This window comes from Echinicola arenosa (assembly GCF_014841125.1).
In the GTDB taxonomy this organism is placed as follows: Bacteria; Bacteroidota; Bacteroidia; order Cytophagales; family Cyclobacteriaceae; genus Echinicola; species Echinicola arenosa.
In genome coordinates this window covers 1,189,132-1,205,369 of record NZ_JACYTQ010000001.1, presented here as the reverse complement: position 1 = coordinate 1,205,369, position 16,238 = coordinate 1,189,132, and the positions used below count along the sequence as shown (strand labels likewise).

General features: G+C 42.0%; 13 protein-coding genes. 6 read left to right on the top strand and 7 right to left on the bottom strand.

Going from position 1 to position 16,238, the window contains the following annotated elements; genetic code table 11:
* Nucleotides 1-152 precede the first annotated feature (152 nt).
* Nucleotides 153-1,643 (top strand): xylulokinase, encoded by a 1,491-nt coding sequence (locus IFO69_RS04525; RefSeq protein WP_192008728.1) that lies wholly within the window; start codon nucleotides 153-155, stop codon nucleotides 1,641-1,643.
* A gap of 98 nt (nucleotides 1,644-1,741) precedes the next feature.
* The gene (gene xylA / locus IFO69_RS04520; RefSeq protein ID WP_192008726.1) at nucleotides 1,742-3,055 is read left to right on the top strand and encodes a xylose isomerase; all 1,314 of its coding nucleotides are present in this window, start codon (nucleotides 1,742-1,744) and stop codon (nucleotides 3,053-3,055) included.
* 144 nt (nucleotides 3,056-3,199) lie between these two features.
* On the opposite strand, the gene IFO69_RS04515 is transcribed toward xylA, so the two are convergent.
* The 6 genes from IFO69_RS04515 to IFO69_RS04490 form a co-directional block, all read right to left on the bottom strand.
* The gene (locus IFO69_RS04515) at nucleotides 3,200-4,333 is read right to left on the bottom strand and encodes a glycoside hydrolase family 43 protein (protein WP_192008724.1); all 1,134 of its coding nucleotides are present in this window, start codon (nucleotides 4,331-4,333) and stop codon (nucleotides 3,200-3,202) included.
* Between the two features lie 328 nt (nucleotides 4,334-4,661).
* The gene (gene araA / locus IFO69_RS04510) at nucleotides 4,662-6,164 is read right to left on the bottom strand and encodes an L-arabinose isomerase (RefSeq protein ID WP_192008722.1); all 1,503 of its coding nucleotides are present in this window, start codon (nucleotides 6,162-6,164) and stop codon (nucleotides 4,662-4,664) included.
* 34 nt (nucleotides 6,165-6,198) lie between these two features.
* Entirely contained in the window at nucleotides 6,199-8,073 is a 1,875-nt protein-coding gene (locus IFO69_RS04505; protein WP_192008720.1) for a sodium/sugar symporter, read from the bottom strand.
* A gap of 115 nt (nucleotides 8,074-8,188) precedes the next feature.
* Nucleotides 8,189-8,902 (bottom strand): NUDIX hydrolase, encoded by a 714-nt coding sequence (locus IFO69_RS04500; protein ID WP_192008718.1) that lies wholly within the window; start codon nucleotides 8,900-8,902, stop codon nucleotides 8,189-8,191.
* Between the two features lie 194 nt (nucleotides 8,903-9,096).
* Nucleotides 9,097-9,540 (bottom strand): VOC family protein, encoded by a 444-nt coding sequence (locus IFO69_RS04495; RefSeq protein WP_192008716.1) that lies wholly within the window; start codon nucleotides 9,538-9,540, stop codon nucleotides 9,097-9,099.
* Between the two features lie 83 nt (nucleotides 9,541-9,623).
* Nucleotides 9,624-11,300, bottom strand: a complete 1,677-nt coding sequence (locus tag IFO69_RS04490) for a S41 family peptidase (RefSeq protein ID WP_192008714.1) — start codon at nucleotides 11,298-11,300, stop codon at nucleotides 9,624-9,626.
* 165 nt (nucleotides 11,301-11,465) lie between these two features.
* Between IFO69_RS04490 and IFO69_RS04485 the strand changes: the two genes are divergently transcribed.
* From IFO69_RS04485 to IFO69_RS04470, 4 genes are all read left to right on the top strand, one after another.
* Nucleotides 11,466-12,224 (top strand): hemerythrin domain-containing protein, encoded by a 759-nt coding sequence (locus IFO69_RS04485; RefSeq protein ID WP_192008712.1) that lies wholly within the window; start codon nucleotides 11,466-11,468, stop codon nucleotides 12,222-12,224.
* Nucleotides 12,225-12,638, top strand: coding sequence for a Holliday junction resolvase RuvX (gene ruvX / locus IFO69_RS04480; protein WP_192008710.1), 414 nt, complete (start codon nucleotides 12,225-12,227; stop codon nucleotides 12,636-12,638).
* Nucleotides 12,635-13,189 carry a peptide deformylase gene (gene def / locus IFO69_RS04475; protein WP_192008708.1) on the top strand — a complete coding sequence of 185 codons (555 nt, stop codon included), beginning with the start codon at nucleotides 12,635-12,637 and terminating at the stop codon, nucleotides 13,187-13,189. The genes ruvX and def overlap by 4 nt, the downstream gene beginning before the upstream one ends.
* Nucleotides 13,190-13,261: 72 nt before the next feature.
* Nucleotides 13,262-14,053 carry an amidohydrolase gene (locus IFO69_RS04470; RefSeq protein WP_192008707.1) on the top strand — a complete coding sequence of 264 codons (792 nt, stop codon included), beginning with the start codon at nucleotides 13,262-13,264 and terminating at the stop codon, nucleotides 14,051-14,053.
* A gap of 39 nt (nucleotides 14,054-14,092) precedes the next feature.
* On the opposite strand, the gene IFO69_RS04465 is transcribed toward IFO69_RS04470, so the two are convergent.
* Complete coding sequence (locus tag IFO69_RS04465) at nucleotides 14,093-16,219, bottom strand: FG-GAP-like repeat-containing protein (protein ID WP_192008705.1); 2,127 nt, start codon at nucleotides 16,217-16,219, stop codon at nucleotides 14,093-14,095.
* Nucleotides 16,220-16,238: the final 19 nt, after the last annotated feature.

Below are 16,238 nucleotides of genomic sequence, written 5' to 3'. Positions count from 1 at the left end.
TGATACTCTTTGATTATGTATTTGATCAAAGAGTATTATAATTTAATCAAATAATGTAAGAAGGTGCTGTGTTTTTCATCGAACTTTGTTCAAAGAGGTTCTTGGATTACCTCATTGAAAATGGTACAATGTTAATCAACCCAAAATAATTCATGCGACAATTATTGATCGGATATGATATCGGAAGTTCATCTGTGAAAACGACCTTGTTGGATGCGGATTCCGGAAAAGTGATCGCCTCCGAAGGCCAACCTAAAATTGAAATGCCCATTGCTTCACCTCACAAAGATTGGGCGGAGCAGGATCCCATAATGTGGTGGAAATATGTGGTTGAAACCACCCAGGCCGTGCTGGCAAAAGGTCAGGTCAAGAATGGAGAGGTCAAAGGAATAGGTATTTCCTATCAAATGCATGGCTTGGTATTAGTAGATCAAAACCAAGAAGTCATCAGGCCTTCCATTATTTGGTGCGATAGCCGTGCCGTATCGATTGGAAATGTGGCTTTTGATACTTTGGGGGAAGACTTTTGTTTGGGTAACCTATTGAATTCACCCGGAAATTTTACTGCTTCCAAGCTGAAGTGGGTCAAAGAAAATGAACCTGAACATTATGCGAAGATCCACAAGGTGATGCTTCCAGGTGATTTTATCGCCATGAAACTTACTGGAGAGATTTTTACCTCTGAATCAGGGCTTTCCGAAGGAGTTTTCTGGGACTTCAAAGAAAATAAATTGAGCCAAGAGCTGTTGGATCACTATGGGATTGATAAGACACTCTTGGCAGAAGCGGTTCCTTCTTTCTCCGAAACCGGGAGGGTGAGTAAACAATGCTCCCAATTGACCGGTCTGGAAGCGGGAATTCCCGTGACTTACCGAGCGGGAGATCAACCTAATAATGCCTTTTCACTCAATGTCTTGGAAAAAGGGGAACTGGCCACCACGGCTGGTACATCAGGAACTGTTTATGGGGTGAGTGATCAGCCTGTTTTTGATCCTCAATCCAGGGTAAATACATTCCTTCATGTCAATCACAAAAAAAATGATCCGCGCCTTGGAGTGCTTTTGTGCGTCAATGGAACGGGCATTTTGAACAGTTGGCTCAAAAGGCTTTTGGGTGGTGAAGCGATTTCCTATGAAAGTATGAATGCATTGGCTGCTGAAGTTCCAATTGGAGCGGAGGGGCTGAGTTTTATTCCTTTTGGCAATGGAGCAGAACGGATTATGGAAAACAAGACCGTAGGAGCACATATGAGTGGCCTAAATTTACTGAAACATGATCAGCGTCATCTGCTCAGGGCGGGACAAGAAGGCATCGTAAGTGCCTTGACTTTTGGTTTTAATATCATGAAAGAGATGGGGCTTACGCTTAAAACCGTTAAAGCGGGTCGGGCAAATATGTTTTTAAGCCCGTTGTTCAGGGAGGCCTTTGTCAATATGAATGAGGTCAGCTTGGAGTTTTATGATACCGATGGTTCCCAAGGTGCTGCAAGGGGCGCAGGTATCGCGGCTGGGATTTATGAACAACCCAAGGAGGCTTTTGTAGGATTGGAAAAAGTGGCTTCTTTTGATCCTGATCCGATTCTGGTCAAGACCTACAAGGAGGTCTACCGGCAATGGGAGGAGAATTTAAAGAAAGTCCGGTAGCGCTTGGGATGTTAGAAATAGTAAGATAGAACAGCGCTCATCTGTGCGATCAGCGGACCTCAAAAACAAGAACTAAATAACCAATAACCAAATATATCATGTCAAAAACCTATTTTCCTGGAATAGAGAAAATCAAGTTTGAGGGAAGGGATTCCAAGAATCCTTTTGCCTTTAAGTTTTATGATGAAACGAAAGTAGTGGCCGGAAAGACCATGAAAGAGCATTTTAAGTTTGCCATTGCATATTGGCACTCCTTCAATGCTACGGGTGATGATCCTTTTGGGCCAGGCACCAAGACATTCGAATGGGACAAGTCCGAAGATGCCCTTCAGCGTGCAAAGGACAAGATGGATGCGGCTTTTGAATTTATCACCAAGATCGGCGCACCCTATTATTGCTTCCATGATGTGGATTTGATCGATGAAGGAGCCACTATTGAAGAGTATGAAAGCAGGATGAAGGCCATCACGGAGTATGCGAAGAAAAAGCAGAAAGAAACCGGTATCAAGCTGCTTTGGGGAACAGCGAATGTATTCAGCAATCCTCGCTATATGAACGGTGCTTCTACCAATCCTGATTTTGATGTGGTTTCCTGGGCTGCTACACAGGTGAAAAACTCCATTGATGCCACCATCGCCCTAGGTGGTGAAAATTATGTGTTTTGGGGCGGTCGAGAGGGCTATATGTCCTTGCTCAATACCGATATGAAACGTGAAACAGAGCACTTGGCAAAGTTCCTGACGATGGCCAGAGATTATGGGCGCAAACAAGGGTTTAAGGGGAATTTCTTGATCGAACCCAAGCCTATGGAGCCTACCAAACACCAGTATGATTATGACTCAGCCACCGTTGTGGGTTTCTTGAGACATTATGGCTTGGAGAAAGATTTTAAGTTGAATATTGAAGTGAACCATGCTACTTTGGCGGGGCATACCTTTCAACATGAACTTCAAGTGGCTGCTGATGCAGGCTTGTTGGGTAGTATTGATGCCAATAGAGGTGATTATCAAAATGGTTGGGATACAGATCAGTTTGCTTTAAACCTTCAAGAATTGACAGAGTCGCTGTTGGTGATTTTGGAAGCTGGAGGTTTGCAAGGTGGGGGTGTTAATTTTGATGCCAAGTTGAGAAGAAATTCCACGGATCTTGATGATCTTTTTCATGCTCATATTGGAAGCATGGACGCCTTTGCCAGGGCATTGCTAATTGCGCATGATATCTTGGAACATTCTGAGTATAAAAAATGGAGAAAGGATCGCTATGCTTCTTTTGACTCTGGTAAGGGCAAAGAGTTTGAGTCAGGGAAACTGACTTTGGAAGACTTGAGAGCCCATGCAATAGCCACTGGAGAACCTGCTTCTAGGAGTGGTAAGCAGGAGATGTATGAGAATATTCTGAACCAGTATATTTAAATTACCAAAAAGAAAGAGGCTGTCTCATAACAAGGTAACCGTCATTTTGATCCTGATAATTATCGGGACAAGTAATGACGGGAATATGGGAGACAGCCTCTTTTCCTTTGTAGTCAAAATATAAAATAGTAGACTTGGAGAAGCTTATTTTAATTTTTTCATCGGAGTAATGGTTTCAATGCTACCATCTGGACGATGTGTGAGTTTGGTCATTTTGATATTTCTCAAATGGGTTTTTCCTGACAGTTGAGTGTCGTGGTAAAAAATGTACCATTCCCCTTCGACTTCCACAATGGAGTGATGGTTTGTCCAACCCATCACAGGTTTGAGTATTACACCTTGATAGGTGAAAGGTCCATAAGGATTGTCTCCTGTCGCATATGCAATGTTGTGCGTGTCACCTGTAGAATAGGAAAAATAATAGGTGTCATTGTGTAGATGCACCCAGGCCGCTTCAAAAAACCTCCTATCATGATCTCCTGCTTTGATAGGTTCACCTTCCTGATCTAAGATTTCAATAGCTCGAGGAGCTTCTCCGAATTGTAGCATGTTTTCGCTGAGCTTGGCCACTTGAGGTGCTATGGCTGGTTCATCATCTGCTGGTTCATCTGCATAGGGGCTGTTGCCTGTGGATAAGTACTTACCAGTTCTCCATTTTTGGAGCTGTCCTCCCCAGATTCCTCCCCAATAAATATAGTGTTGGCCATCTTGGTCTTTGAACACGGCCGGGTCTATGCTAAAGCTGTTTTCGATAGGCTCGGGTTCGGCTTTAAACGGGCCAGTAGGTTGATCAGCAGTGGCTACCCCCAGTCTGAAGATATCCTCTTGGTCTTTGGCTGGAAAGTAGAGGTAGTATTTACCGTTCTTTTCAGCAGCATCGGGCGCCCATAATTGTCTTTTGGCCCAAGGAATGTCTTTTAGGTCCAATACTTTTCCATGATCAATTATTTCTGATGAAGGAGATTCCATAGAATAAACATGGTAATCCATCATATTGAAATGTGCACCAGAATCATCCTCCTCCACGATAGTTTCCACATCATGGGAAGGGTAGATGTAAAGCTTGTCCCCAAAAACATGGGCAGATGGATCTGCCGTGTAATGATCGGTGACCAGTGGTTGGGATAGGAAGCTCAGGCTGTCTTGTTGGGAGTTGTCCATGGTGGATACGCTTTCTTGTTCCGAAGCATGGTTTGAATTGGACTGGCAGCTACTGAGGAGCAGAGCTGAACTCCCGATCAAAACGGTTAATTTCAATGCTTGATTAATTTGTAACATGTTGGTTAGGTTAGGTTTAGGTGTTGTTTTAGTCAAAAATAACAAAAATAATTTTGTGTTGAAACTTTCATGAAATCGGTTTCAAGAAATGTTTGAGAAAAAGCGACGCTACACAAACATCGCTTTTTCTAATATAGATTGTTACTTATTATTTTTATCTGATTATTCGCTATGATGCCAGTAATCATACATCCTTTGCTCAAGTGGTCGAAAGTCTGTCTAGCAGCTAGGTAGACCTGAACTCTGAAGCAGTTAATACGTTAATCAAAAGGCTAGTTTCTACTCGCTTTTAATCTTTACTGGTAAAATTGCGGATATACATATATTTTTATTTGTCATTAAGGTGATAGTAGGCATCGCTCCACTTTAACTCGTTTTGGATTTCTCTTAAAGTAGTATCCTTGTCGATATTGACACTTTCGATACCGGCCATCGTGGCAAAGTCGTTCAAATGTTCTGAAGTTAAGCTTTGGCTAAAGCAAGTGTGGTGAGCACCACCTGCCAAGATCCAGGCCGCACAACCTGTTTTCATGTCTGGCATAGGTTTCCACATGACCCGTGCTACGGGCAGTTTAGGCAGGTCTTTCAAAGGAGCCACTCCTTCTACATCATTCACGATTAGTCTGAATCGATTGCCCATGTCTACGATGGAGGCGTTTAGTCCAGCGCCATCTATACCATTAAATACCAACCTGACAGGGTCTTCCTTACCCCCGATACCTAAAGGGTGTACCTCGCAGGATGGCTTTCCAGCTGCCAAGGTAGGATCTACTTCTAGCATATGAGACCCAAGAACCAGGCTGTTGTTAGGGTCAAAGTGATAGGTGTAATCCTCCATAAAGGCATTGCCACCTTCCAGTCCACTTCCCATTACTTTCATTGCCCTGACTAGGGCTGCTGTCTTCCAGTCGCCTTCGCCGGCATAACCATATCCATCGGCCATCAAACGCTGTGTGGCGATGCCAGGCAGTTGCTTCATGCCATGAAGGTCTTCAAAGGTGTTGGAGAACCCCTTGAATCCACCTTCTTCCAGAAAGGCTCTCATGCCAACTTCAATTTTAGCAGCGTCCAAAAGTGATTGTCTTTTGGCTCCACCGGACTTGAGGTCAGCAGTGAGGTTGTAACTGGCTTCATATTCTTCCACTAAAGCTTTCAACTGTGCATCTGAAACTGCATCAATCTTTTCAACCAGATCACCTACTGCATAGGTGTTGACAGCGAAACCAAACTTCAATTCTGCTTCTACTTTATCACCATCTGTTACGGCTACAAAACGCATATTGTCTCCAAAACGGGCGAATTTGGCTCCTTGCCAATCATGCCAGCCACTGGCTGCTCTGGCCCATACATCAATTTGTTTATGAACCACTTCATCTTTCCAGTGACCTACCACTACTTTTCTGTTCACTTTCATTCGGGCAGTAATAAAACCGAATTCCCGATCACCATGGGCACTTTGGTTCAGGTTCATGAAGTCCATATCAATGGAGTTCCATGGAATATCCTGATTATATTGGGTATGCAGGTGAAGCAATGGCTTTTGAAGGATTTTCAAGCCATTGATCCACATTTTTGCAGGAGAGAAAGTGTGCATCCACGTTACCAATCCGATACAATTATGGGCTTGGTTGGCTTCTTGGACAATAGCATAAATCTCTTCAGTGGTTTTTACCACAGGTTTAAATACAGTGGTGACAGCTATTTGGGTTGAATTGTTGAGTTCCTGAGCAATGATTTGGGCGTGCTCGGCCACTTGACGAAGGGTTTCTTCTCCGTAAAGGTGCTGACTGCCCGTGATAAACCAAACCTCATTTTCTTTTAAATTTTTCATATCTCTTTCTAATTGTTCTTTCTCAAAGTTGTCTTTACATCCAGAAGAAGTAGTATAGTAGCCCTACGATAAGCACTATGCCGGCTGCACCAAGATTGAAAGATGTAGTGGTATCGAATAATGCAGGGTCAACATTAAATGATTTATGGTCTGCAGTTTCCATTTTGATATTGGTATAAAGGATGATACCAAGCATCAGGAATAATACGCCAAGCATGAAGATGGATTCAATTCCCAAGTAAGCATAGCTACTAAATAATCCAAATCCGATTGCCACACAAATAATGCCCAATAGAATGAAGAAGTAGCTTGAAGCCACAGTTTTGGCGGCTTGCTTTCCTGCTTTATGATCGGGGTTGATAAAGCTCTTTTTCTCAGAGAAGCTGATCAAAGAAGCGATAAAGCAAAGGATGATGAACACATACCCCATTCTTAATATGAATGGCATTTCAGGATAGAAGACCTTAAAGACTATACCTGCAGGTATGGTCGCTATGGCTGTCCACAAAGCTGCATTGGCAGTAGCCTGTCTCCAAAGCAGTCCCATGCCGAATACCACAACCACACCTGGGTAAATATAGCCGGTGTATTCCTGGATATATTGGAATACCTGATCCAAGGAGGCCAGTTGTGGGGCGACTATCATGGCGATAAGTAGGGCCACAACAGCCACAATTCTTCCCGTCCTTACCATCTCATGGTTGTTGGCCTTTGGCTTGAAATAAACCTTATAGATATCCATGGTGAAGATGGTGGAGGTACTGTTGATCATGGAAGCCAAGGAAGAAACAATCGCAGCAGCCAAGGCTGCAAAGGCCAAGCCTCTTATCCCATTTGGAATAAAATTTCTCAAAAGCCAAGGATAGGCTTCATCTGATTTTTGGATGGTGCCAATGTGCTCAACAGGCATGTTAAGGATGGCAGATAATTGCTCTGGGGTGTAATCATTGATCAACACATAAGCAGCAATGCCCGGGATAACCACTATGATCGGCATGAGGAGCTTTAGGTAGCCTGCAAATAATAAACCTTTTTTGGCTTCTTCAATACTTTTGGCAGCAAGTCCTTTTTGAATAATGTATTGGTTGAAACCCCAATAACCAAGGTTAGTCAACCACATGCCGCCAAGAATAACAGCAAGTCCGGGAAGGTCCTGGAAAGCATCTCGGCTTCCTCCGACACCATCTGGTACCATGACTCTGCCCTGCGGCATAATCATGACAAAGTGGTCCTTGGCATCTTGATACAAGTTACCAATACCCGCTATGACACCATCACCCATACCTACAGCATCTAATGCCAGAAATGTAGTGATCAAACCACCAGCAACAAGGATGATTACCTGCACTACATCGGTCCAGGCTACCGCTTCGAGTCCTCCATAAATAGAATAAATGCCAGAGAATATCAATAGACCGATAATGCCATATTGCAAGGGGATTCCCATGATTTTGTCCAAAGCCAATGCACCTAAGTAACTTACCGAAGTCAGGTTTACGAATACATATACTAGGAGCCAAAAGACCGCAAAAGCTGTACTTACACCTTTATTGAACCTTTCGCTCAGGAACTGGGGCATGGTGTATACGCCATGCTGAAGGAAGATAGGAAGGAAGTATTTGGCGACGATGATGAGCGCAATACCTGCAATCCATTCGTAGGCTGAAATCCCAAGACCAATGGCAAAGCCCGACCCAGAAGTTCCAATAAAATGTTCAGCGGAAATGTTGGCTGCGATAAGGGAGGCACCCACGGCCCACCACGTGAGTGATTTGTCAGCCAGAAAGTATTCCTGAGCTGTTTTTTCCAAACCTTTTTTTGACCTGGAAACCCATAAGCCTACCGAAACAATGGCTATGGCGTAGAGTATGAAGATAACATAATCTAAAGTAGAAAAACCTGCAGTCATGATATGATATTGAGGGTTTATGTTAAGCGTATTGCCTGAGCAATTCCAATGTAAAATTTATTTAAGTGTCATATTTACACCTAAAAAATCAGAAAAAAAAATAATGAGCAAAAAATTACTCATTAACTCCTGGAATTTCATTTCTGGGAATGAAATTCAAAACGGTTTGAAATTGATCCTTGTAGGTGGATTCATTGATGCTGTAATAAAATGCACCTTTTTTCGAGCTGGTCTTATCTTTATCATTTTCTTTGATCAACATATTGGTAGAGAGTACTTTTCTAGTAAAGTTTCTCTTATCAATTTTGGTTTCATACAAGCTTTCATACATAGCTTGTAAGTGGGGAAGGGTAAACTTCTTGGGCAGCAACTCAAACAAAATAGGGTGAAGGGCGGCCTTGTACCTGAGCCTAGTTTTTGCCATTTCAACCATTTCTTCATGGTCAAAAATAAGATGGGGCAATTCATTCATACTGAACCAGTGAGCATGGAATGTATCGCTGATCTGTTTTTCATATTTATGGATATCAATCAAGGCAACATAGGCTACGGCAATGGTTCTTTCTACAGGATCGCGGTCAGGTCTGCTAAAAGTATGCATTTGCTCCATATAGACATCTTCCAGGCCGGTTAGCTGTTTAAGAATTCTGTTGGCAGCATCATCAAGTGATTCTGTAGGCTGAAGGAATCCTCCCATAAGACTCCATTTTTCCTTTTCTGGCGCAAAGCCCCTTTGTATCAAAAGTAGCTTGTAATCTGAACCATCAAAGCCAAAAATAATACAGTCAATGGCTGTTAGAGTCCTGGTTTGATTAGAATATTTGATCATAGTTGTCGGAGTAATAAATCGTCTCTAATGAGCTAAAAAGCTGAACTGAATAGTAAGTGAATCATTAATTAATGGGATAGGAGTTTTAAAACTAAGTGTTAATCTTCTTCTCGCTAAATCAATGGAGACGCTTGGGTTTTTTATTAATTGAAATATTGCTGTTCATACCTTATGCCTAAGTTAACAGTATAAGTTTAGTGTTCATCGTTTACTTCAATCCAATAACCATTTGGGTCTTGGATATAGATTTGTTTAACCCCATCAGGGCGGATGTTGACCTTGCCCTTTTCTCCTGGCCAATCCTCAAATGAAATATTATTGGCTCTTAACTTTTCAATAAAGCCATCCAAGTCGGCCATGCTAAAGCAAAGGTGATTGATTTTGTTGATAGTAGGAGCTGTCCAAGGAAGTTGTTCTATCAGGTGAAGTTGGCCGCCACCTATGTCGTACCAAGTGTGCAGTCCATCTTTAAAAGGTTCTTCTATTTCTGTTAGGCCTAAGAAATTGCCATAAAAATCAGAGCTCGCTTTTAAGTCTTCTACATATACAGCTATATGGTTTAATTTGGTTTGACTAAAGGCACTCATGCTAATACTTGTTAATAATAAAATGGAGAGAAAGGCTAACAGGTTTTTCATTGTGCTTGATAAGGTTGTAATGGATTCAAGTAAGCAATTTAAATAAAAAATAAAAAAAGCGGGTAACCACCCGCTTTTTTGTGTTACTGTGACACTGTCTCTTGTTTGAAAGCTAGTTTTTCGGCTTCATTAAATAGTTTTATGCCCTGGAGATAAATTTCATTAATGTCATTGATGACCTTATAGAATGCATTGTCATCATAAATATTTCTTCCCATATGGGCTTTGAGTAGAATCTTCAAATAGGCTTTTGATTTTTCAAAAGCTTTTTTATCAAATTTCACATTATTTTTTTCTCCTATAGCAATGACTTCTTGAAGCATTTTATCAGAAATCTCAAAGTCATTGTAATAGGTTTCAAATGACATATTTTCAAATTTCTTCTTATTATCTTCCAAGTAGTCCAAGATAAATTCCCTGTGGGTATCTGTTCCAAACAGCCTGTTGACATAAGCACTGGTCATGGTGGTGTCCATTGGGACAAAATAATCTGGCATGATTCCTCCGCCACCATAAACGGTTCTTCCTTTAGTAGTTTGGTACTTCAGGGAATCATTGAAATGGATACTGTCAGCACTGAAGAATTCACCATGCTCAAATCGGTTGATCCAGTCCATGCTGTACTCATCTGGATTGTCGCCATAAGGCTTTTGGATAGATCTGCCTGATGGCGTGTAATACCTTGCAATGGTCAGTCTCAGTTCAGCACCATCAGAAAGGTCAATTGGCATTTGTACCAATCCCTTACCAAACGACCTTCTACCTACAATCAAAGCCCTGTCATTATCCTGAAGTGCTCCGGAAACAATCTCTGATGCGGAAGCGCTGCCTTCATTGATCAAAACAACCACTGATCCGTCTTCAAACACACCAGGCCTCATGGCATAAGCCTTTTGGTTGTAGCGATTGACTTTCCCTTTTTGGGAAACAATTAAAGCATTGTCTGCTAGGATTTCGTCAGCAATGTTGATAGCAGCTCCCATGTAACCACCTGGGTTGCCTTGAAGGTCAAGTACCAATTTGCTCATGCCTTCGGCTTTTAACTCTTCCAAAGACTGTTTGAATTCGTCATAAGTAGTTGCTGCAAAACGAGTGATCTTGATATATCCCGTGTCATCATTGATCATGTAAGACGCATTGATGCTGTATTGTGGGATTTTATCTCGGGTAATGGCAAAGTCCAAGAGGTCCGCTTGATGTTTTCTTTTGATGGCCACATTGACCACACTTCCTTTAGGGCCTCTCAAAAGATCAAAGACATCTCTATTGGTTACGCCGGTTCCAGCCACGGTTTCACCATCTACCTTGATGATCTGGTCACCAGACTGAATGCCCAATTTTTCAGAAGGGCCTCCGGTCAGAGGCGCCACGACATAGATGGTGTCCCTTAGAATTCCGAATTCCACGCCAATACCATCAAACTCCCCATCAAGTTGTGATTGGGCCAATTCTGCATCCTTGGCAGGAATATAGCTGGAGTGAGGATCAAGTTCCTCAAGCATTTTTTCAATGCCGTGCTCTACTAATTCGGTGGTGTTGACAGTGTCCACATAGTCTCTGTCAATATAAGTAATGATTTCCTGCAACTTGTACAAAGCCGCTTTCAGATCATTGTGGTCAGTTTTAGGTTCAGCAAAAGTAGCCCCTATCCAAATGCCAGCAGAAATAGCCAAGGCCAGAATGATAGGAAGTCTAATTTGTGCTTTGGTGTTTTTGGTTGGTTCTTTTTCAGAACCTAAAGTCTTTCTTTCTTCGCTCACGATGTCCTCATTTTATGATTACTAGATTAGAGTAAGATCAATATTAATCTTCAAATATACAATTTAACATGATTTTCCACTATTTCGTTTTTATAAACGTAATAAAATCAATTTCGGTGACTGATATGCTCAAATTTTAACCGAAAAAATTTTACTTTTGCTTACATGCCAAATTTTCCGAACATACAGAAACGCTCAATTGGAGAACTTGTAAAGGAAAACTATGTTTTCGCGGGAGTGCTGCATTATTTTGGAATCAGCTTTTACCGATATGAGCAGCAGTCTTTGGAGGAAGTTTGCAAGGCGTTTAAAATCAATCCCCGGCAGCTGATCAATGAACTGGAGGTATGGGCTTGGAGAAAAGAGCCAAGCAAAGAGGAACTATATCTACACCCCATTGAGGTATTGGTGGAGTATCTCAAAAATAAGCACCATTTCTTTTTGAGACATGAGTTGCCTTTTCTCTCCAATATGATTGAAGGAATCTCCACAAACGATCAATATGCCAGCCTTTTGGGGGATATGAGGTTGATGTTTCCACTTTTTGTGGATGATTTTATCCACCACATTCATGAAGAGGAGAATACGCTTTTTAACAGAATCAAGACGCTGCAGGAGATTGAAGGTGACCGGTACAGATTGGAGGAAGCTTTAAAGGTTTTAGGACATTCTCCCATTGCAGATTTGGCAGAAGAACATGAGGTACATGATGACGAAATGGAAGGTATCCGCAGGCTTACCAATGGTTACCTATTGGACCAAGCTGCTCCTACTGCGATCAAAGTGCTTTACCATGAATTGCAGAATTTTGAAAAGGAGCTGATCATTCATGCCACCATTGAGAATGAACTTTTGTTTCCAAAAGCTGTTGAGTTGGAGAAAGAGGTGAAAAGGAAGATAATCAGCAAAATAAGATTGAATTAGATGGGAAGGGTTTTAGCCATTGACTTGGGAACAAAAAGAACTGGAATTGCCGTTACGGACATACTGAAGATTACAGCCAATCCACTAGAAACCATCAGGACAATCGACTTGGACAAATTCCTGAAGGATTATTTTTCCAAGGAAGAGGTGGAAACCATTGTGGTGGGCTTTCCTAAGTCCATGGACGGCAGTGATACCAATATGACCCAACCGTCGATCAAGTTAAAAGAAAAATTGGCCGCACAATATGCGGACAAGAAAGTGGTGCTGGTCGATGAGCGATTCACTTCCAAGCTGGCCATGCAGAGTATGATCACCATGGGCAGTAAAAAGAAAGACAGAAAAGAAAAAGCCGGAAATCTGGACAAGATCAGCGCGGCGATTATATTACAAACCTATTTAGAGCAAATATGATATATCCGATAGTAGCATACGGAAATCCGATATTGAAGAGAGAAGCAGAAGAAATCAACGAAGGAGAAGATATTAATGGCTTGATCTCGGGTATGTATGACACCATGGATCATGCAAGTGGAGTGGGGCTTGCTGCCCCCCAAATCAACAAAGGCATTAGGCTTTTTGTGATTGACAGTACCTTGATGCTGGATGAAGACAGTGAAGAGAAAGGTATCAGAAGGGCTTTTATTAATCCAATTATATTGGATGAGTATGGTGATGACTATAGCTTCGAAGAAGGCTGTTTGAGCATACCTGATGTAAGGGCAGAAGTCATTCGTCCAGAGAAATTGACCATCGAGTATTTTGATGAAAACTGGAACCTGAAAGAAGAAGAGTTTTCTGGGATGACAGCGAGGGTTATACAACATGAGTATGACCATTTGGAAGGGATACTTTTTGTGGATTACCTGAAAGGTTTGAAAAAGAGAATGGTCAAGAGTAAATTGATAGATGTCAGCAAAGGTAAAATACCTACTGACTATAGGATGGTTTATCCTGTTAAATAAAATTTGTAAAACGATATATTGAAAGTTGATTGGGACTGATCCTGATCAACTTTTTTGTTAAAATCAAAGTTGATGGAAAACCTAAAGATTGCCTTGGTGCAAACCGATTTGTTTTGGCAGGATCGAGAAGCAAATTTGGCCATGTTGGAAGAAAAGCTATGGCCATTACAGGGAAAAGTAGATTTGATCATTCTTCCGGAAATGTTTCCTACCGGGTTCTCTATGCAGGCAGAGCTGTTGGCTGAGCCCATGAACTTTACCACCACCAAGTGGATGAAGCAAATGGCCAAACAAAGCAAGGCTGTGGTGACAGGAAGTGTGATCATCAAAGAGGATAAGAAGTTTTTTAACCGCTTACTATGGGTAAGTCCAGATGGTACCGTCCGACATTATGATAAAAGGCATCTTTTTAGAATGGCCCAAGAAGATCATCATTATAATATGGGCTTGAAAAATGAAGTCTTTGAACTGAAGGGCTGGAAGATTCTGCCCCAAGTCTGTTACGACCTTCGTTTTCCAGTTTGGTCCAGAAATCAATCCAATCAAAATGGTGAGATGGACTATGACCTTTCCTTTTATATAGCGTCTTGGCCTGCTGCTAGGGAAAGTGCTTGGGATGCTTTGTTGAAGGCGAGGGCCATTGAGAACTTGTGCTATACCATTGGGGTAAACCGGGTGGGAGAAGATGGGAATGGTATCACTTATTCCGGGCATTCCGCAGCGTATGATTTCAAAGGAAGCACCATGGCTTTTGTAGCTGATAAGGAAGATATTTTGAACGTGAATCTTGACGCTGAGGAATTAAGGCAATACAGGGAAAAATTCCCAGCTTGGAAAGATGCCGATCGGTTTGAGGTAAAGTAGTTGTTTGACTTTTTTGAAAGTAAAGGATAGTTAAACAACTTATTGTACAATCAATTTTTTAGTCATCCTCTTTCCTGAATCACTGACAAAATCCACAAAATAGAGGCCCGGGCTTAGGTTGTGTAGGTCCATTTCTTGGATGGTGTTGGCAGTTATATCGAACTCATTGACCAGTATTTGTCCCATGGAATTGATTAATCGGGCTTGTCCAGCTTCATTGGCAATGACCTTCAATGGCCCATTAGTTGGGTTAGGGTAAACGTTGACCTGTAGTTCTCCTTCTACGGGAGGATTGGTTCCGTTTGTAATTTCTTCCAAGTATTGAAGTCCTCCTGCCCTGTTGCCCAAGACCAAGTGGACTTTGCTGCCAAAGGCCTCAGGAGCTGTGGCTATCCAAGTATTTCGGCCTAGCTTGGTGCTTTGTACCCTTCCATCAGGAAAAGCCAGTAAGTCTGTATTAGTGTTGCCTGAGGATGCAGGAAAGTCAGAGATATAGGAGAGAATTCCTCTTTGATCAATTGCATAGAGATCCAATTGGCCATTCGAATTGGCTGTTTTGACTACCAAATTGCGGCTGCTGGGATTATCAGTAAAGCCCAAGTAGTCATTGTTCAATAATTTAAATTGAGGCATGTTGTCCTCAAAGGTAACTAGGTATCGCTGTAGTTCACCGGTTTGCCTGGCCAGTAGTAAATAGTCCTCTCCTTCATTTTGGTAAAATTCAAAATGGTCATTGCTTCGTAGTGTGACATTGGGAATGGAAACCAGTTGGAGATTGTTCGCATCCAATGTATTGGAAAAAAAGAGTGATCGACTTAGCACAAAGTCCACAATTTCCACACCTGAAACAAACAGGTAGTTATCGTTTTCAGAAGAAGTATACTCCAGGTACTGAAGTTCTGTCAAACCCAAGTTTGATAAGTTGAGGTAATCAGCTTCTGCCCATTCCAGACTTTCCCCGTTCCATACATAACGGAATGCCTGCCCAACAGCACTGCCTTCTTGAATTGTGTTGGCCGTTACGATAAGCGTTCCTGAGGAAGCATTTCCTTTGAAAAATGGACGAGAATTTTCACCTAAGTCTATCATGTCCTCCTGCAGAAATGCAATAGTCACCAAAGAAGAGTTAGACGTTGGATTTTTCAAATACAAGCTTTTTGAAAAATCGATTCCAACGGTTAGGGAAGTTTCTGAACTGTTGGAGCTAATGAGTAATTGATTGTCCAAGATTTGTGGAACGTGGAAGATCGGAAATTGAGGGAATGCCCCATAACCAGGGAGACTGGTGGTGAACTCATTGAAAATGGGAGCCGTATTGCTACCCTGGTTTTCTAAATAGTAAAGCGTATTACATTCATCCTGGCCCATCACCATGTCCAGGACTCCATCACCATTAAAGTCCCTTAACAGAATGGCATGTCCCCCTGAATGTTGGATAGCATTGTTTTCGTTTTCGGGAAGCTTTCTGGAAATAGGATTACCATCACAGGTTTGTCCAAATGAGAAAGTGCCACAGCCACAAAATTCAAAATTCCCCCACCGAATTACTGGGCTTGCAAAGCCATCAATATTGGCTGTGCCAGTCCGCTCTACGCTGGTGTTTTTGTAAAACTCCAAATAATCCCCGGAGGCAAAATTAAAAGTTACTATATCCAAATCACCGTCACCGTCGATGTCTTGGATGGCAGGGACATCAAGATTGTTGGCTTGGAAATTTGTGCCGTTTTCAAGCTTTAGAAAGGTTTCAGCAACTTCCCAAGTGGGAGTGCTGTCTCCATTGTCACTCATGTTTTTATAGGCTTTGATCCCAAAAGCGGTGCTAGTAAAAAGGTCTTTTTTGCCATCTCCATCAAAATCTGCTAAAACCAGAAAACCACTGACGTCGGCAGGAAAAAAATGATGCATGTAGGGAAGCTCATGATATTGACCACTATTCTGTTCAAAGACCTTAATGCTTCTCGAATTGATATCCCAAATGACCAACTCTTCCACTCCATTTCCATTGAGATCCATGGATTGCACCTGGGCGGAATTGATGCCTCCAGCAAAAGGCATGGGAAGGACTTGCTCATTTTGGCTTATGGTTTTTTCTTGGTACTGATAGGCTTTTTGGGCAAAGCTGGAAAAGTGAAGCAGAATTAAAAGGAAAGGGAAAAGGTATTTCATATCCGTAAAGATCAAGAAA